16 protein-coding genes are annotated in these 16,407 nt (G+C 66.8%); 14 read left to right on the top strand and 2 right to left on the bottom strand.

The features are described from left to right. Positions 1–32 precede the first annotated feature (32 nt). The 8 genes from KHY18_RS05805 (at position 33) to otsB (ending at position 8,747) form a co-directional block, all read left to right on the top strand. Entirely contained in the window at positions 33–1,007 is a 975-nt protein-coding gene (locus tag KHY18_RS05805) for a FecR domain-containing protein (RefSeq protein WP_349630256.1), read from the top strand. A gap of 134 nt (positions 1,008–1,141) precedes the next feature. Beyond that, on the top strand, positions 1,142–3,559 hold the full coding sequence (locus KHY18_RS05800) for a TonB-dependent siderophore receptor (RefSeq protein ID WP_213295429.1): 2,418 nt from the start codon (positions 1,142–1,144) through the stop codon (positions 3,557–3,559). A gap of 206 nt (positions 3,560–3,765) precedes the next feature. Then, positions 3,766–5,172, top strand: coding sequence for an alpha,alpha-trehalose-phosphate synthase (UDP-forming) (locus KHY18_RS05795; RefSeq protein ID WP_213295428.1), 1,407 nt, complete (start codon positions 3,766–3,768; stop codon positions 5,170–5,172). Beyond that, entirely contained in the window at positions 5,169–6,122 is a 954-nt protein-coding gene (locus KHY18_RS05790; protein WP_213295426.1) for an acyl-CoA dehydrogenase family protein, read from the top strand. The genes KHY18_RS05795 and KHY18_RS05790 overlap by 4 nt, the downstream gene beginning before the upstream one ends. 2 nt (positions 6,123–6,124) lie before the next feature. Then, positions 6,125–6,796 carry a PIG-L deacetylase family protein gene (locus KHY18_RS05785; protein WP_213295424.1) on the top strand — a complete coding sequence of 224 codons (672 nt, stop codon included), beginning with the start codon at positions 6,125–6,127 and terminating at the stop codon, positions 6,794–6,796. Further along, positions 6,786–7,373 carry a class I SAM-dependent methyltransferase gene (locus tag KHY18_RS05780; protein WP_213295423.1) on the top strand — a complete coding sequence of 196 codons (588 nt, stop codon included), beginning with the start codon at positions 6,786–6,788 and terminating at the stop codon, positions 7,371–7,373. Before KHY18_RS05785 ends, KHY18_RS05780 begins: the two co-directional genes overlap by 11 nt. Then, on the top strand, positions 7,370–8,053 hold the full coding sequence (locus KHY18_RS05775) for a glycosyltransferase family 2 protein (protein WP_213295422.1): 684 nt from the start codon (positions 7,370–7,372) through the stop codon (positions 8,051–8,053). Before KHY18_RS05780 ends, KHY18_RS05775 begins: the two co-directional genes overlap by 4 nt. After that, the gene (gene otsB, locus KHY18_RS05770) at positions 8,046–8,747 is read left to right on the top strand and encodes a trehalose-phosphatase (protein ID WP_213295421.1); all 702 of its coding nucleotides are present in this window, start codon (positions 8,046–8,048) and stop codon (positions 8,745–8,747) included. Before KHY18_RS05775 ends, otsB begins: the two co-directional genes overlap by 8 nt. Positions 8,748–8,805: 58 nt before the next feature. Here otsB and KHY18_RS05765 read toward each other — a convergent pair whose 3' ends face one another. Together KHY18_RS05765 and KHY18_RS05760 are read right to left on the bottom strand one after the other, a co-directional pair. Then, complete coding sequence (locus KHY18_RS05765; protein ID WP_213295420.1) at positions 8,806–9,351, bottom strand: ferritin-like domain-containing protein; 546 nt, start codon at positions 9,349–9,351, stop codon at positions 8,806–8,808. A gap of 191 nt (positions 9,352–9,542) precedes the next feature. Continuing rightward, positions 9,543–9,860 (bottom strand): hypothetical protein, encoded by a 318-nt coding sequence (locus KHY18_RS05760; protein WP_213295419.1) that lies wholly within the window; start codon positions 9,858–9,860, stop codon positions 9,543–9,545. Between KHY18_RS05760 and KHY18_RS05755 the strand changes: the two genes are divergently transcribed. The 6 genes from KHY18_RS05755 to KHY18_RS05730 all read left to right on the top strand — a co-directional run bounded on the left by KHY18_RS05755 (position 9,859) and on the right by KHY18_RS05730 (position 16,393). Next, on the top strand, positions 9,859–11,622 hold the full coding sequence (locus KHY18_RS05755) for an acetate--CoA ligase (RefSeq protein ID WP_213295418.1): 1,764 nt from the start codon (positions 9,859–9,861) through the stop codon (positions 11,620–11,622). The genes KHY18_RS05760 and KHY18_RS05755 overlap by 2 nt on opposite strands. A 52-nt stretch (positions 11,623–11,674) precedes the next feature. Then, positions 11,675–12,817: an FAS1-like dehydratase domain-containing protein gene (locus KHY18_RS05750; RefSeq protein WP_213295416.1), complete on the top strand. Its 1,143-nt coding sequence runs from the start codon at positions 11,675–11,677 to the stop codon at positions 12,815–12,817. 3 nt (positions 12,818–12,820) lie between these two features. Continuing rightward, the gene (locus tag KHY18_RS05745) at positions 12,821–14,062 is read left to right on the top strand and encodes a CaiB/BaiF CoA transferase family protein (protein WP_213295414.1); all 1,242 of its coding nucleotides are present in this window, start codon (positions 12,821–12,823) and stop codon (positions 14,060–14,062) included. A 75-nt stretch (positions 14,063–14,137) separates the two neighbouring features. After that, the gene (locus tag KHY18_RS05740) at positions 14,138–15,097 is read left to right on the top strand and encodes a Bug family tripartite tricarboxylate transporter substrate binding protein (protein ID WP_213295412.1); all 960 of its coding nucleotides are present in this window, start codon (positions 14,138–14,140) and stop codon (positions 15,095–15,097) included. Positions 15,098–15,107: 10 nt separating this feature from the next. Further along, entirely contained in the window at positions 15,108–15,521 is a 414-nt protein-coding gene (locus KHY18_RS05735; RefSeq protein WP_249728943.1) for a PaaI family thioesterase, read from the top strand. Further along, a complete protein-coding gene (locus KHY18_RS05730) occupies positions 15,518–16,393 on the top strand; it encodes an IclR family transcriptional regulator (protein WP_213295409.1) in 876 nt (291 codons plus the stop codon). The genes KHY18_RS05735 and KHY18_RS05730 overlap by 4 nt, the downstream gene beginning before the upstream one ends. Positions 16,394–16,407 lie beyond the last annotated feature (14 nt).

Raw genomic sequence — 16,407 nt, 5'->3', positions numbered from 1 at the left:
CGCGCGCGCCGCAATCCGCAAGCGCCTTGTCGGTGCCGCCCGCCGTCGCGCAGCAGGCCGTCGATTGGTGGCTGCTGCTCATGGGCGCCGATGCCAGCGCGGCGCAGCGCGCCGCGTGCCAGGCCTGGTGCGCGGCCGATCCGCTGCATGCCCAGGCCTGGGAGCGCATACAGCAGGTCAATGAGCAGTTGTCGGGCTGGGTCGCGCCGCAGCAGGCCGGTCTGGCGCGCGCCACGCTCGCCCCTGCGCGGCGCGCAGCCCGCCGGCGCACGGTGCAAGCCCTGGCGCTGCTGGTGTTTGGCGGCGGCGCGGCCTGGCAATTGCAGCAGTCGGCGCCGTGGCAGCGCCTGCGCGCCGATGCGCGCACGCCGCGCGGTGAGCGCCGGCGCATGGTGCTCGAAGACGGCACGCAGCTGGTGCTCAACGGCGGCAGCGCGCTGAACATCGACTACAGCCCGCAGCAGCGCCGCCTGCATCTGCTCGAAGGCGAAATGCTGATCACCACGGCCGCCGACGCGCGCGCCTTTGTCGTCGAGACCGCGGCCGGCCAAGCCCAGGCACTGGGCACGCGCTTCGTGGTGCGCGCGGGCGATGACGGCAGCACGCGGGTCAGCGTCTTCGAGGGTGCGGTGCGCCTGCGCCCGCGCCAGTCGCCGGGCGACACCCAGGTTCTGCAGGCCGGTCAGCAGGCGCAGTTCGGCGCCCGACATATCTCTGAGTTGGCGCCAGTGCACGAGGAGAGCACGGCCTGGACCGACGGCATTCTGATTGCCCGCGGCATGCCGCTGGCCGACATGCTGCAGGCGCTGCAGCCCTACAGCGCGGCCGCGCTGGTGTGCGCGCCCGAAGTGGCCGGACTGCGCATGTCGGGCTCGTATCCGCTGGACGATATGGCGCGCGTGCTGGCCACGCTGGACAGCCTGCCCGAGCTCCATGTGCGCCGGCTCACGCGCTGGTGGGGGCGCGAGGAAGTGGTGCTGGAGCCGGCAGCAAACACCGCGCGCTGACATTTTTTTCGGAAATGTTGGGGTGTTTTCGCATCTCGCGTGACATGCAGCAAGAGTACGGCGCAGTGCCGTGTTTGCGCGGTAGCCTGCCGTCGTTGTCTTCCTCCAATTCCGGCCCCAGGCCCTTGAGCACCATGGCATATTCTTCCTCGCCTGCTTTTTCACGCGCGTGCGACCCGCGCGCCGTCCACCGCCAGACCGCCGCCGCATGGGCCTGCCGCAGCCTGCTGGCGCTGGCCTGCACCGGTCTCGCGGCCGCGGCCGCAGCGCAAACGCCGGCCACGGCGCTGAGCGCCGAAGGCGCGCGCAGCTACCAGATTCCCGCCGGAACGCTGGAAGATGCGCTCAATCGCTTCGGCCGCGCTTCGGGCGCGCTGCTGTCGTTCACCCAGGACCAGGTGCAGGGACTGCGCAGCCCGGGCCTCGACGGCCGCTTCGAAGCGCGCGAAGCGCTGCAGCGCCTGCTCGTCGGTACCGGCCTGGCGCCCCACCAGACACCGCAGGGCGGCTTCACGCTGCGCAAGGCGCCGCCCGCACCCGCGGTGGCGGCCGGCGATGCGGCGCTGCCCGCGGTGACCGTGACCTCGCAGATGGACAGCCCCGTTCAACACTATGTGGGCAATGAACGCAGCGCCAGCAGCAAGCTGGGCAGCACGCTGCGCGAGACGCCGCGCGCGATTTCCATCGTGACGCAGGAGCAGCTGCGCAACCAGGCGCCCAAAAGCATAGAGCAGGCGCTGTCGTACACCGCGGGCGTGAGCACCGAAGTGACGGGCGCCGATGTGCGCATGACGGGGGCGATGATCCGCGGTTTCAGCGACGGCAGCTCGTACTACAAGGACGGCCTGCGCCTGTTCGCGGCCGGCACTTATGGCTCGTGGAACGACGAGATCGACGAACTCGAAAGCATAGAAGTGGTCAAGGGCCCGGCCTCGGTGCTGTTCGGCCAGGGCCGTCCCGGCGGCGTGATCAATGTGCTGTCGAAGCGCCCCAGCGCCGAGCATGTGAACAGCGTGGGGCTGTCGGTCGGCCGCTATGACCGCGTGCAGGCCACGGCCGATCTGGGCGGCGCGCTGGACGACGACGGCCGGCTGCTGTACCGCCTCAACCTCAAGGCGCGCGACAGCGACGCCCGCACCGTGGGCTCGCGCGACGACCGTATCGCGATTGCGCCGTCGCTGCGCTGGAACATCAGCGACAGCACCCAGCTGACGCTGCTGGCCAATTACTCGAACGAGCGCGGCACGCCCAAATCCTGGTGGCCCAGCCTGTTCAGCTACCCGCAGATCAAGGACCTGCCCGCGCATCTGACGGCCGGCGACCCGGGCTTCGACCGCTTCGACCGCGACACGCGCTCGCTGGGCTATGAGTTCTCGCACCAGACCGACAGCGGCTGGCTGCTGACGCAGAACCTGCGCTATTCGACCATCGATATCGATTACCGCCACATCTATGCCATGGACGTGCTGGCCGACGGCCGCAGCGTCACGCGCGCCAATCTGGCGCAGCAGACCCAGGGGCGCACCTTGACCGTCGACAGCCGCGTGCAGAAGGACCTCGCATGGGGCGCGCTGCAGCACAGGCTGGTATTCGGGCTGGACCACGTCAAGTACCGCGAACGCGGCGGCCTGGGCTTCGGCTGGGATGTGCCCCATCTCGATCTGCAGGCACCCGTCTACGGCCAGGCGATCGCCGCGCCCGAACTCGAGGACAGCTCCAGCGATCTGCGCCAGACCGGCATCTACACGCTCAACCAGCTGAAGTGGGAGCGCTGGATCGCCAACCTGAGCCTGCGCCACGACAAGGTGCACACCACGCAGCTGAACACCACCCAGCCGCACATGGATGACCGCGCGACCACGGGCAGCGCCGGGCTGCTCTATCAGTTCGACAACGGCTTCGCCCCCTATGCGAGCTACGCGACGTCGTTCGATCCGGTCACGGGCCTGCAGTTCGATGGCAGCACGTTCAAGCCGCGCCGCGGCAAGCAATACGAAGTCGGCGTGAAGTTCCAGCCCGCGGGCAGCACGACGCTGCTGACCGCATCGCTGTTCGATCTGACGCAGACCAACGTCAGCACGCAGGACCCGGACCACCCGCGCTTCAGCATACAGACCGGCGAAGTGCGCTCCACCGGCATCGAACTCGAAGGCCGCTTTGCCGTGACGCGCGAAGTCGGCGCGCTGGCGAGCTACACCTATACCGATCCGCGTACCACGCAAAGCACTAGGCCCGCCGAGATCGGCCGCCAGACGCTGCAGACGTCCAAGCACATGGCGAGCCTGTGGCTCGACTACCGTCCGCGCCAGGTGCAAGGCCTGATGCTGGCCGCGGGTGTGCGCTACAAGGGGGCCTCGCCGTACAGCGTGGCGTCGAACGGGCAGCTCAACACCAATACGGGCGTGACGCTGGCCGATCTCGCCGTGGCCTACCAGACGCCGCGCTACCGCGTGGCGCTCAACGTGAACAATCTGTTCGACAGGAAGTACTTTGCGGGCATCTTCCGCGGCGTGGATCGCGAAGCCACGCTGAGCTTCAACTACTACTTCTGATCGCCGCCAGCCCGCGCGACCGGATTTGACGGCCGGGCCGCGCGGGCCATTTCATTGCCTGAAATTATCGGTTTTTAATTTTATAAATAAAGAAGCTATTTATTGAGCTCCCACAATCACAGGGCGAGCTCTCCTACATTTTTAAATTCATCCACGGCAATAATGGAAATTCGGTTTGAACATGTCAAACACTATCCGTTATAAAAATGAAATTAATTATTGTCTCGAACCGGGTCTGCCACGATGAAGCCCCCCATTCCGGCGGGCTCGCGACTGCGGTTAAAGACACGTTCGAGACGGTGCAAGGCATATGGATCGGCTGGGGCGGCGCAGTATCACCAAGTTTCGAGAGAAAATGCGGGGCGCAAGAAAATCTTGAATATCGTGTTTTTTCGCTGACCGAAGAAGAATATAGCGAATATTATCTGGGTTTTTCCAACGAGGTGTTATGGCCGGTTTGCCATTCGAGGCCGGATCATCTGCGGTATTCGCAAAATGGATTTGCGATTTACCGACAGGTCAACCGCAAGTTCGCCGACGAAGTGCTGGCCTGCGCCCAGGAAGATGATTTCGTCTGGGTGCATGACTACCACCTGCTGCTGACCGCGCAGGCCTTGCGTGACAGCGGCTTCGACGGCGCGGTCGGCTACTTCCACCATATTCCCGTACCTTCGCCCGACCTGATACGCACGATTCCCGTGCATGCGCAACTCCTGGCGGCGCTGCTGGCCTTCGACATCGTGGGCCTGCAGACGCGCAACGACTTGAAGAATCTCTTGGATTATTTCCAGGCAGAGCGCAGTCGGCAGCCCGAAATGCAGATCATCCAGGCCGGCGAAGAGTGCTTTCATCTGCATTGCCGCGGGCGCAGCACCCAGTTCGGCGTCTACCCGATTTCCGTCGACACCCAGCGCATCGAAGACCAGGCGCCCGCGGTCTGGGCCGGGCCCGCGGTGCAGGAGCTGCGGCAGTCGCTGGGCATGCGCCCGCTGGTGCTGGGTGTGGACCGGCTCGACTACAGCAAGGGGCTGGAGCACAAGTTCCAGGCATTTGCTGAATATCTGGGCGGCGGCATCGACGCCCAATCCCCGGTGCTGCTGCAGATTGCCAGCCGCACGCGCAGCGCGCTCGCCAGCTACCAGCAGCTGTGCACGGCGCTCGAAGCCCAGGCCTCGTGCATCAACGGCCGCCACGGCACGCCCAGCTACACACCGGTGCGTTACGTCAACACGGTCTATGCGCAGGACCAGCTCATGGGCTTTTACCGGCTGGCGCGCGTAGGCCTTGTCACGCCTGTACGCGACGGCATGAACCTGGTCGCCAAGGAATACGTCGCCGCGCAGGACCCCGATGATCCTGGCGTGCTGGTGCTGTCGGAGTTCGCGGGCGCGGCGCAGGAGCTGACCGAAGCGCTGCTGGTCAATCCTTTCGATACGCGCAGCGTCGCACAGGCGATGGAGCGCGCGCTGCAGATGCCGCTGCTCGAGCGCGTACAGCGCCACCGCGCGATGCTCAAGCGCCTGCGCAGCCACAATATCCAGTGGTGGCATCAACGCTTTCTGTTCGACCTGTTCGCCTGCCAGAACCATGTCTTCGAAAGAACCGGTTCATGAGCGGCGCCAGCACCGACCTGTTCCTGCGCACGCTGCAGACCACGGCATGCTTGCCCGCGCCCGGCGCCGCTGCGGGCGCGACACTGCAGCGCTGGCGCGCTCTGGCCGCGCTGGCGGCACAGGACCTCGCCGCCTGCAAGCTGGCCGAAGCCCATTGGGATGCGCTGACCATCTTGCAGGACCTCGGTGTGCAGCCGCCGCCGCAGGCGCGCATCTGGAGCGTGTGGGCCGCGGAGAACCCCTGGGCGCGGCTGCAGTTGCAGTCCGCTGCGCAAGGCCTGGAGCTGGTCGGCAGCAAGTCCTGGTGCTCGGGCGCGCAGATCACCACGCATGCACTGCTGACCTGCGAGGACGCCGAGCATGGGCCACGTTTTGCCATGGTCGACATGGGCGCGCCGGGCATAGCGATCGACAGCCAGGGCTGGCAGGCGCTGGGCATGCGCCATGTGCAGACGCCGCAAGTGCATTTCGCGCATACGCCGGCCATTTCACTGGGCGCGCGTTCGGTCTATCTGCAGCGCCCGGGTTTCTGGCATGGCGGCGCGGGCATTGCGGCCTGCTGGTATGGCGCGGCCTGCGAGATTGCGCAGCTGCTGCGCACGCGGCTGCACGCCGACCAGCCGCATGCGGCCGCGCACCTGGGCGCGATGTTCACGCAGCTGCGCGCGGCCCGGGCGATGTTCCATCAATTGGCGCAGCGCATCGACGCTGCGCCCGGCCAGCCCTGGGTCGAGGAAGTCCAGGCGCTGCGTGCTTTCGTGCGCGGCCTGGCCAGCGACATCATCGAGCGCAGCGCGCGCGCCATGGGACCCGGGCCGCTGTGCACCGACGCCCAACACGCGCAGCGCTGCGCCGATCTCGCGGTCTGGTGCACGCAGCAGCATGCGGAAAAAGACGACGCGGACTTGGGCCGGCTGTCGCAGGCGCCGGCCGTGGCGTGGGAGCTGTAGCCATGCCGCCCGTGCCCGTTGAAATGCTGTTGCGCGGTTTTGATGCGCTCACGGTGCTCGCGCCCCATCCCGACGACGAGATTTTCGGCTGCTTTGGCCTGATACGCTGCGCCCAGCGGCTGGGCCTGCGCGTCGACGTGCATATCGTCACCGATGGCGAACGCTGCTTTGGCGCCTTGCCCGCCGAGGAGGACATGGTCTTGCGCGCCGCGCGCCAGCAGGAGTCGCTGCAGGCGGCGGCTTTGCTCGGCTATCCGCCGCCCACGTTCTGGGGTCTGGGCGATTCGCAGCTGATGGAGCAGGAATCGCTGATCGAGCGCGCGCTGCAAAACCATTGCCGCGCCGACGCGCTGTGCGTTGCGCCCTGGTGGCACGACGGCCATCCCGACCACGAGATGGTGGCCCACGGCCTGCGCAAGGTCGCCGGCGCCGGGCAAAGCATTTTCTACCCGGTCTGGAGCTTGACCGACAGCGCGCGCCGCGCGCAGTTCTTCGCCCAGGAGGGGGTGGCGGTCATCACGCTCGCGCCCGAAGAGCGCGCCTTGAAGCAGCAGGCGGCCGCGCTGTTCCAGACGCAATTCAGCCGCGATGACTCGGCCGCCGGCGCCATCATCCGCGATGAATTCCTCGCCGAATTCACCACCGACCACGAGTACTACCTGCATGGCCATTGATTTTGACGCCCCCCATGAGGAGCCCGACCCCTGGGGCTACGCGACGCACTGGTATGAAAAACGCCGGCGGGCGCTGATCGCCGCGCTGCTGCCGCATGAAAAGCTCGGCCGGGTGCTGGAAATCGGCTGCTCCACCGGCATGATCACGCAGCTGCTCGCGGCGCGCGCCACCCACGTGCTGGCCGTCGATGTGTCGGCCAAGGCGATAGAACTCGCGCGCCATCGGCTGCAGGGCCGGGAAAATGTCGAGATCGTGCACGCCGACATCACCCAGCACTGGCCCGCGCAAAGCTTCGATCACATCCTGCTGTGCGATGTCGCCTACTACCTGAACGAGGCACAGATCAGCCAGCTCGCGCGCAACATCCGTATCCAGGCGTCGGCCGAATGCGTGCTGCTGCTCGCGCACTGGCGCCATGCGTTCGCGCAGGTGATCACGCCCGCCGAAACCGCGCATGTGCTGATCAGCGAAGTGACCGGCTTTCACGGCCAGGCCGGCTACCAGGATGACGATCTGTTGATCGACGTGTTGAGCGCCAGCCGCACCAGCGTGGCGCGCAAGGAGGGACTGCTGTGATCGCCATCGTCATTCCCGCGCACAACGAAGAGCAGCGCCTGCTGGCCTGTCTGCAGTCGGTGCGCGCCAGCATGCGGCATCTTGCGACGCATGCTGTTAGCGCCACGCTGGTGGTGGTGCTCGATGCCTGTGACGATGGCTCCGCGCGCATCGCGCACGCACATGCGGACCACGTCATCGAAATCGACGCGCGCAACGTCGGTCAGGCACGCAGCGCAGGTGCGCAGCGCGGGCTGGAGCTGGGCGCCGATTGGCTGGCCTGCACCGATGCCGACACCCAGGTGCCCGAAGATTGGCTGCATGGGCAATGGCATTGCGGCGCCGATGTGTTCTGCGGCATTGTGCGCGTCGACGACTGGGGCGACTACGCGCCCGAGGTGGTGCGCGCCTTCCACGCCACGGTGCCGCGCGACGGCCATCCGCATGTGCACGGTGCGAACCTGGGCTTGTCACGCCAGGCGTATCTGCAGGCCGGCGGGTTTCTGCCGGCCACGGCGCATGAAGATGTGGGCCTGGTGCGCCGCTGCGAGCAGGCGGGCCTGCGCATTGCGCGGCGCATCGCGCCCTGCGTGGTGACCAGCGCGCGCCGCGATCCGCGCGCGCGCGAAGGCTTCGGCGACTTCCTGCTGACGCTGGAGCGCAGCGTGGCCCAGCCGGGCGCGGGTGCGGGCCTTGGCTGAAGCCATCGCGCTGTTTGTCGATCTCGACGGCACGCTGATCGATATCGCGCCCACGCCCGCGGCGGTGCAGGTCAGCCCTTTGCTGCTCGACACACTGGCCGCGCTGTCACCGCGACTGCAGGGCGCATTGGCCTGCATCAGCGGGCGCGCGTATGGCGATCTGTCGCAGTTGTTGGGCGGGGCCGGCGTCCTGCTGGTCGGCAGCCATGGCGCCGAGCTGATGGAGTGTGCGCCCACCGATGCGCGCCTGGTCCAGCTCGCGCAGCGTTGCCGCGATGCATTGCAGCCTTGGCCTGGTGCACTGGTCGAGGAAAAGCCTTGTGGTCTGGCGCTGCATTGGCGCCAGGCACCTGCGGCCGAGGCCATGGTGCGCACGCTGGCCGCGCAGATGGCGGCGGCGCTGGTCACGCACCGTCTTTGCGAAGGCAAGAAAGTACTGGAACTGGTGCCCGCCGATGCGCACAAAGGCGCGGCCTTGCGGCATTTGATGCTGCAGGCGCCGTTCATGGGCAGGATGCCGGTGTTCATCGGCGATGACTTGAGCGATATCAGCGCGATGCAGGCCGCGCGCGCGCTGGGCGGGCTGGCATTCGCGGTCGGCTCCAGGGTGCAGGCCCATGCCGACGGGATGTTCGAGCAGCCGGCGAATGTGCTCGAATGGCTGCGCCAACAGGTGCGTATCCGCAAGCTTTGAGGGTCTGCGGGAGCCGCCGCGCAGGGCCGATGGCCAACCCTGCGCGGCAAGCCGCGCGTCAGGCGCGCTTCATCCAATCCGACAGTTCGTCGGCATGTTCCTGTTCCTGCTCCAGGATCTGCTCGATCAGCCGGCGCGTGGTGTGGTCCTTGTCGCCGATCAGCTCGATCATCTGCGTATAGGCCTCGATCGCCACGCGCTCGGCAATCAGATTCGCGCGAATCATGGCGTGCAGGTCTTCCTGCTCGTCGTAGTCGGCGTGACTGCGGCTGGTCAGCGTGTCGGGGTTCAGATCGGGCTTGCCGCCCAACTGCACGATGCGCTTGGCGATCTTGTCGGCATGCGCCTGTTCCTCGTTGGCGTGTACCAGGAACTCGTCGGCGATCGCCGGCGACTCGAGCCCCGTGGCCGTGAAATGGTGGCGCTTGTAGCGCAGCACGCAGACGATTTCGGTGGCCAGCGAATCATTGAGCAGCGCGATGATGGCTTCGCGCCATTGCTCGGCTTCGGGCGTCACCGCCCCCTGGTCCAGGCTCTGCTTTGCCGCTTCGAGTCGTTCATTGTCGAGTGTCAGCTGACGTGGTTGTTGCTCGTTATTGTTCATTGCACACCTCGTGGGATTGGAATGGGATATCTGGCGTGTGGGCACACCAGCACCTCCTACCGTAAAGGATGAATTTGCCGGGTGCTGTGGGAGTAAGGCTTGTGTTGACATGGGCGCTTGCCGGGACTGCCGGCGCCGCGGCACGCAATTCCTAGGACATACCCTTGATCGCATGCCCTGCGTGCCCGGCTTCACGCCGGCTTTTGCGCGATTTTGCGCGTGCGCCGAACGCCTGCATCCATGCGATCGCTGCGATTTTCAGCGTGCTGAAACGCTGGAAGAAATGTGAGCGCAGCCTGAAGCTGGCGTGCCGATTTCACTGCATTTCGCGGGCGAAAAATCTGCCGTAAAAGCTGTTCCTTTGCGCCTTTTTGCATCCATTGAGTCATCCCATAGCGAAGTTTCGCGTAGCGAAGATTTGTATATAGACAAATAGAAGTCGTATTTGACAAAAGTGGCGCTCGGGAGAAAACTGCATTCAACCCCTCACTGACGTTGGATGCCGCCATGAAATCACTGACCGACTACCAGAGCTACGCCGATGCGCAGCTGCAGTTTTCCCCCGAACGGCTCTGGGATCTGTTCGACGGAAACCGCGAGTCGCTGAACATCGCCCACGAGTGCGTGGACCGCCATGCGGCTTCGGGCCGCGACGCGTTGATCGTGGTCCAGGCCGCGGGCGGCGAAGAGCGCATAGGCTTTGCCCAGCTGTCGGAAGATTCATCGCGCCTCGCACACTGGCTGGAAGCCCGGGGCGTGCAGGCCGGCGACCGGGTGGCGATCATGCTCGAGCCCTCGCGCGCTTTCTATACCGCGATGTTCGGCGTGATCAAGCGCGGCGCGATCGCCGTGCCGCTGTTCACGCTGTTCGGCCCCGACGGCATTCGGCTGCGCGTGCAGGACTGCCAGCCCGCGCTGCTGATCACCAACGCCGAAAAGGAAGACGCCGCGCGCTTTCCCGGCCACCCGCCGGTGCAGGTGTTCGATGCCGCTTTCGCCGAAACGCTTGCACAGTTCCCCGCGGCTTATCAGACCCAATCCAAGGCATCGGACCTGGCGGTGTTCCAGTACACCTCGGGCACGACGCGCGAACTGCCCGAAGCCGTCAAGCATTCGCACAAGGCGCTGGTCACGCTGATGGTCGCGGCGCTCTACGGCACGGGCATTCGCCCCGGCGAGCGCTACTTCTGCCCGTCGTCGCCGGCCTGGGGCCATGGGCTGTGGCATGGCACGCTCGCACCGCTGGCGCTGGGCCTCACGGTGGGCGCATACAGCGGGCGCTTCAACGCCGAGCGCCTGCTGCAGGGCCTGGCCGAACACGGCTTCACCAACATGTCGGCCGCGGCCACGCACTACCGCATGATGAAGAACTGCGGCAAGGCCGGCGACTACCGCTTCGCGCTCGAGAAGCTGTCGTTCACGGGCGAGCCCATCGATGACGACACCGCAGACTTCGTGCGCGCCACGTTCGGCCTCGAAGTCTGCAGCATGTACGGCACGACCGAGATCGGCGTGGTGCTGGCCAGCTACCCGGGTGCGCCCGACTTTCCCGTCAAGAAAGGCGCGCTGGGCAAGGCCGTGCCCGGCACCGAAGTGCAGGTGCAGGGCGACGACGGCAAGCCCTGCGCGCCCGGTGTCACGGGCCAGCTGATGGTGCTGCGCCGCGGCGAGTGGATTCCCACCAAGGACCTGGGCCGCATCGACGCCGACGGCTACTTCTATCACGGCGGCCGCGCCGACGACGTGATCATCTCGGCGGGCTGGACCATGAGCGCCGTCGAGATCGAGAACGTGATCCTGATGCACCCCGACGCGCTCGAAGCCGCGGTCATAGGCGTGCCCGACGCGCTGCGCGGCCAGGTCGTCAAGGCCTTCATCGTCAGCACGCGCCCGGCGTGCGACATCGATGCCTTCACGCGCGAAATCCAGGAGCTGGTCAAGACCAAGCTGAGCCAGCACGAGTACCCGCGCCATGTGGCCCTGGTCGACGAGCTGCCCAAGACGCCGGCCGGCAAGGTGCATCGCAAGGTGCTGCGCGAGCGCGAGCTGGCACTGGCTGGAGGGCAAGGCCGTTCATCCTTCGACAGGCTCAGGACGAACGGTTCGGCGCCCGGGCTCTCGTCCGTTCGCCCCGAGCCGCCCCCCGTTCACTCTGAGCCGCCCCCCGTTCGCCCTGAGCTTGTCGAAGGGCCCTCCGTTCGCCCTGAGCTTGTCGAAGGGCCCCCCGTTCGCCCTGAGCTTGTCGAAGGGCAATGCACCCCAGGCCGCTGACCCCGCCCACCCCCGTTTTCCCTTTCCCGTTTCTCAACCAGGAGTCGTCACCATGGACATGAAAGCCCAGCGCAATTTCCCCAAGATCACCGAAAGCGGACTCGACGAATTGCGCCAGCGCATAGGCGTCAAGATCGGTCACACCGTCGAGCCGTGGTGCCATGAGGCCACGCGCGACAACATCCGCCATTACGCCCATGGCATTGGCGACGACAACCCGCTGTGGTGCGATCCCGACTACGCGGCCAAGTCGCACTACGGCGGCATCGTGGCACTGCCCAGTTTCCTGTTCTCCACCAGCCGCATCGTCTCGGGCTATGTCGGCGGACTGCCGGGCGTGCACGCGATGTGGTCGGGCGCCGACTGGACCTGGCACAAGCCCGTGCACCGCAACGATGAAATCCACACCGAGGCCTATCTCAAGGACCTGGTCGAGCACCAGACGCGTTTCGCGGGCCGGGCGGTGCAGCAGATCTACCACGTCGACTTTTTCAATCAGAACGGCGACAAGGTGGCCGAGGCCGACAGCTGGTGCTTTCGCACCGAGCGCGACCATGCGCGTGAAGTCGGCACCAAGTACGATGCGGCGCGCGAACGCGGCCAACGCAGCTATACCGACGAGGAACTGGCCGCGGCCTTCGACCTCTACCGCAAGGAAGAAGTGCGCGGCGCCGTGCCGCGCTACTGGGAAGATGTGAAGGAAGGCGAGGCGCTGCCGACGATGTTCAAGGGTCCGATGACCGTGACCGGCTTCATCGCCTATGCCCAGGGCTGGGGCGGCCTCTACATCCGCGCCAACAAGCTGGCCTGGAAGCTCATCGATGCGCATCCGGGCGTGGGCATCAAGAACCGTTTCGGCATTCCCGATGTTCCAGAGCGTGTGCATTGGGAAGAAGACTTCGCGCTCGAAGTCGGCGCGCCCGGTGCCTATGACTACGGTCCTGAGCGTACTTCGTGGCTGACCCACCACCTGACCAACTGGATGGGCGACACCGGCTTCCTGCACAAGGCCAGCTGCAAGATCCGCCGCCACAATCCCGAAGGCGACATGGTGTTCATCACGGGCAAGGTGGTGCGCAAGTTCGTCGAGAACGGCCAGCACATGGTCGAGATCGAGCAGATCGCGCACAACCAGGACAACGAGTTGTCCGTGGTCGGTAGCGGTGTCGTGGTCCTGCCCAGCCGCGGAGCCTGAGCCATGAGCCGCGCAGGCGCCTTGCAGGGGCTGAAGGTCGTAGACCTGACCCGGGTCCTGGCCGGGCCCCTGTGCACGCAAATCCTCGCCGACCATGGGGCCGAAGTGACCAAGGTCGAGCCGCCCGCGGGCGACGAGACGCGCCGGTTGGGGCCGCCGTACACGGCCAGCCAGCAGGCCGCATATTTTTCCGCGCTCAACCGCGGCAAGCAGTCGATCAGCCTCGATCTGTCGACGCCCGACGGCCAGCAGGTGCTGCATGGCTTGCTGGCCGGCGCCGATGTGCTGGTCGAGAACTTCGTTCCCGGCACGCTGGAGCGCTGGGGCCTGGGCTACGAAGACGTTCTGGCCGCGCGCTACCCACGGCTGGTGCTGTGCAGCATCAGCGGCTTCGGCGCCGACGGGCCGCTGGGCGGACTGCCGGGCTACGACGCCGTGCTGCAGGCGGCCTGCGGCATCATGAGCATCAACGGCAGCGCCGACAGCGGCGCGACCAAGGTCGGCATTCCCGTGGTCGACCACCTCACGGGCTATGTCGCGCTGACCGGCATTCTGATGGCGCTGCAGGCGCGCGAGCGTGACGGCCTGGGCCAGCGCGTCGAGGCCACACTCTACGACACCGCGATCAGCCTGCTGCTGCCGCATGGCGCGAACTGGCTTTGTTCGGGCGAAGTGCCCGCGCCCTTGGGCAGCGCCCACCCGAACATCGTGCCCTACGACAAGTTCCGCGCGGCCGACGGCGAGCTGTTCATCGGCATTCTCAACGACGCGCAATTCGGGCGCTTCTGCGCAGCGATAGGCGCGCCCGCGCTGGCCGCCGACCCGCGCTTCGCCAACAACGCCCAGCGCCTGGGCCAGCGCGACGCGCTGTACGCGGCCATCGAGGCGGCGATCGCCACGCAGCCGGCGCAGGTCTGGGCCGATGCGCTGATGGCCGTCGGCGTGCCGGCCTCGGCCGTCAACAGCGTGGCCGCCGCGCTCGATCATCCGCATACCCAGCACCGGCAGATGCTGGTGCGGCGCGGCGACTACACGGGCATACGTTCACCGGTGCGGCTCATGGGCACGCCCGCGGTGCCGGGCGCGGCGCCGCCGCGGCTGGACCAGGACCGCGCGGCGATCCTGGCGCGCAGCTGGCAGGCACAGGCGCAAGCGCAAGGGCAGGTCACTGCGGGTTTGGCACAGGCGCCAGCGCAGGCGTCGGCCCGCAAAATGCAGGAGGGCCATGCCATCACCCAACACTGATCCACAGAAGAAAAGCCGCTGCACGGGGCCTGGCCCCGCGCAGGAAAAAACCGTTGGCATCACAAGGAGACAGACATGAAACTCATCGCATTGGGCCTGGCCGCCGTCATGGGCCTGGCCGGCAGCGCGCTGCACGCGCAGACCTATCCGGCCAAACCCATCAAGATCATCGTGGCCTACCCCGCAGGCCAGGGAACGGACATCGCCACGCGTTATCTCGCCGACCAGATCGCACGCGATCTGGGCCAGCCCATCATCATCGACAACCGCCCCGGCGCTGGCGGCAACGTGGGCACCGAGGCCACGGCCAAGGCCCATCCCGACGGCTATACGCTGACCATGGGCACCAACGCCACCCATGTGCTCAACGAGTTTCTGTACACCAAGATTCCTTTCAACGCAGGCAGCGACTTCGAGCCCGTGGTCATGGTCGGCACCTTTCCCATGGTGCTGGCCGTGGCGAGCACTTCGCCGCTGACTTCGGCCCGGCAGCTGGTCGACGCGGTCAAGTCCGCGCCGCGCAGCGCCGACATCGCCTTGCCCAGCACCAGCGCGCGCCTTGTGGTCGAGCTGCTCAAGGAGCGTTCGGCCGTTGCGCTGTTCGGCGTGCCTTACAAGGGCGCGAGCATTGCGATCACCGATCTGATCGGCGGCCAGCTCACGGCCATTGTCGACACGCCCACCAGCCTGCGCCCGCACCTGCAGTCGGGCAAGCTGCGCGCCATCGCCGTGACGTCCAGGCAGCCCAGCGCGCTGGTGCCCGGCGTGGCGGCGATCTCCGAGCAGGGCTACCCCGACTTCGACGTGATCGCCTGGAATGCGCTCTACGCCCCCAAGGGCACGCCGGCGCAGATCATCCACACGCTCAACGCCGCGTTCAACAAGGCGCTGGCACGCCCCGAAACCCGCCAGCGCCTGCTGGAACTGGGCTTCGAGCCCGCGGGCGGCACGCCCGAATGGCTGCAGGCCTTTGGCAAGACCGAGCGCCAGAAGTGGCAGGGGGTGATTTCCACGGCGGGGTTGAAGGCGGATTGAGGACCACGCCATGGAACTGCAGGCCCACGGCTGGAAACCCCACGAACTCCCCGGCTTCATGGGCCTGGCCGGCCCGCTGTGGAGCCGGCGCGAGGGCGATGACTGGGCCTATGGCCTGCAGGTGCAGGCGCAGCACCTGAACCCGGCGCGCATGCTGCATGGCGGTGCCTTGCTCACGCTGATGGACCATGCGCTGAGCACCATCGCCTGGCAGGCCGCGGGGCGCCAGCCCTGCCTGACGCTGCAGCTCGACAGCCATTTCCTGGCCGGCGTGGGCGAGGGCGCTTTTGTCGAAGTGCGCGCCCGCATCACGCGGCGCACGCGCAGCCTGTTGTTTCTGCAGGGCCTGGCCAGCGTCGACGGCGCGCCGGTGCTGCAGGCCCAGGCCATCATGAAGGCCGTGGCGCAAAGGAGTACGCCATGATTTCGCTCGACATGGCCTGGACGCCTTTGGGGCGTGCGGCTTCGGGTAAGCTGGACATCCCGACCGTGCGTCGTCGCCACCAGAAAACCAGCAGCATGGCCAGTGAACCGAGTCAACCCAAGGCCCAGCGCGTGCGGCCCGTGCCGGCCGTGAGCCGATCGATCGCCATCTTGCGGCTCTTGGGCGAGAGCAAGCCGGGGCTGGGCGTGAAGGCGATCGCCGACCAACTGGGCCTGGTGCCCAGCACCTGCCTGCATATCCTGCGCGTGCTGGTCAGCGAAGACCTGGTGCAGGTGGACAGCGCGACCAAGCGCTATACGCTGGCCGGCGGCATGATCAGCCTGGCGCGCAGCGTGCTCGAAGGCGGCAGTTTCGCCCAGCGCGTGCAGCCGGGCCTGGACCGGCTCGCGGCCCGCCATGGCGTCACGGCCATGGGCGTCGAAGTCACGCAGCACCAGAGCGTGGTGGTGCTGGCGCTGTCGAAGTCGAATCAGCCGTTTCGCCTGCACACCGATGTCGGCAGCCAGTTCTCCAGCCTGGTCAGCGCCACGGGCCGGCTGATCGCGGCTGAACTGGGCGCGACCGCGGCGCAACTCAAGAAGATCTACGCGGCGATTGCCTGGGACGACGCGCCCGGCTTCACCATCTGGCGCAATGAAGTCGAACTCGCCAAGCGCCAGGGCTGGGCGCTGGACCGCGACCATTTCGTGCGCGGACTGTCCGTGGTCGCGCTGCCGGTATTCAACGCGCGCCAGCAGCTCACGCATACCGTCGTCGCCGTGGGCATGAGCAGCCTGCTCGACGGCGCGGCCGTGCAGCGGCTCGTGCATGACATGCGCACCGAAGTCGACGCGCTCGCCGGCCGGCCCTGAGACTGGCGCCGCCG

This window comes from Acidovorax sp. CCYZU-2555, from assembly GCF_018413525.1.
Lineage (GTDB): Bacteria > Pseudomonadota > Gammaproteobacteria > Burkholderiales > Burkholderiaceae_C > Comamonas.
The sequence above is the reverse complement of the archived record's forward strand: the minus strand, read 5'-3'. Positions and strand labels throughout refer to the sequence as shown.

Excerpts from the sequence above, each read along its gene's own strand:
- KHY18_RS05800 (WP_213295429.1), top strand. The coding sequence starts at position 1,142 with ATGGCATATTCTTCCTCGCCTGCTTTTTCACGCGCGTGCGACCCGCGC.
- KHY18_RS05795 (WP_213295428.1), top strand. The coding sequence starts at position 3,766 with ATGAAATTAATTATTGTCTCGAACCGGGTCTGCCACGATGAAGCCCCC.
- KHY18_RS05790 (WP_213295426.1), top strand. The coding sequence starts at position 5,169 with ATGAGCGGCGCCAGCACCGACCTGTTCCTGCGCACGCTGCAGACCACG.
- KHY18_RS05785 (WP_213295424.1), top strand. The coding sequence starts at position 6,125 with ATGCCGCCCGTGCCCGTTGAAATGCTGTTGCGCGGTTTTGATGCGCTC.
- KHY18_RS05780 (WP_213295423.1), top strand. The coding sequence starts at position 6,786 with ATGGCCATTGATTTTGACGCCCCCCATGAGGAGCCCGACCCCTGGGGC.
- KHY18_RS05765 (WP_213295420.1), bottom strand. The coding sequence starts at position 9,351 with ATGAACAATAACGAGCAACAACCACGTCAGCTGACACTCGACAATGAA.
- KHY18_RS05755 (WP_213295418.1), top strand. The coding sequence starts at position 9,859 with ATGAAATCACTGACCGACTACCAGAGCTACGCCGATGCGCAGCTGCAG.
- KHY18_RS05760 (WP_213295419.1), bottom strand. The coding sequence starts at position 9,860 with ATGGCGGCATCCAACGTCAGTGAGGGGTTGAATGCAGTTTTCTCCCGA.
- KHY18_RS05750 (WP_213295416.1), top strand. The coding sequence starts at position 11,675 with ATGGACATGAAAGCCCAGCGCAATTTCCCCAAGATCACCGAAAGCGGA.
- KHY18_RS05745 (WP_213295414.1), top strand. The coding sequence starts at position 12,821 with ATGAGCCGCGCAGGCGCCTTGCAGGGGCTGAAGGTCGTAGACCTGACC.
- KHY18_RS05740 (WP_213295412.1), top strand. The coding sequence starts at position 14,138 with ATGAAACTCATCGCATTGGGCCTGGCCGCCGTCATGGGCCTGGCCGGC.
- KHY18_RS05735 (WP_249728943.1), top strand. The coding sequence starts at position 15,108 with ATGGAACTGCAGGCCCACGGCTGGAAACCCCACGAACTCCCCGGCTTC.
- KHY18_RS05730 (WP_213295409.1), top strand. The coding sequence starts at position 15,518 with ATGATTTCGCTCGACATGGCCTGGACGCCTTTGGGGCGTGCGGCTTCG.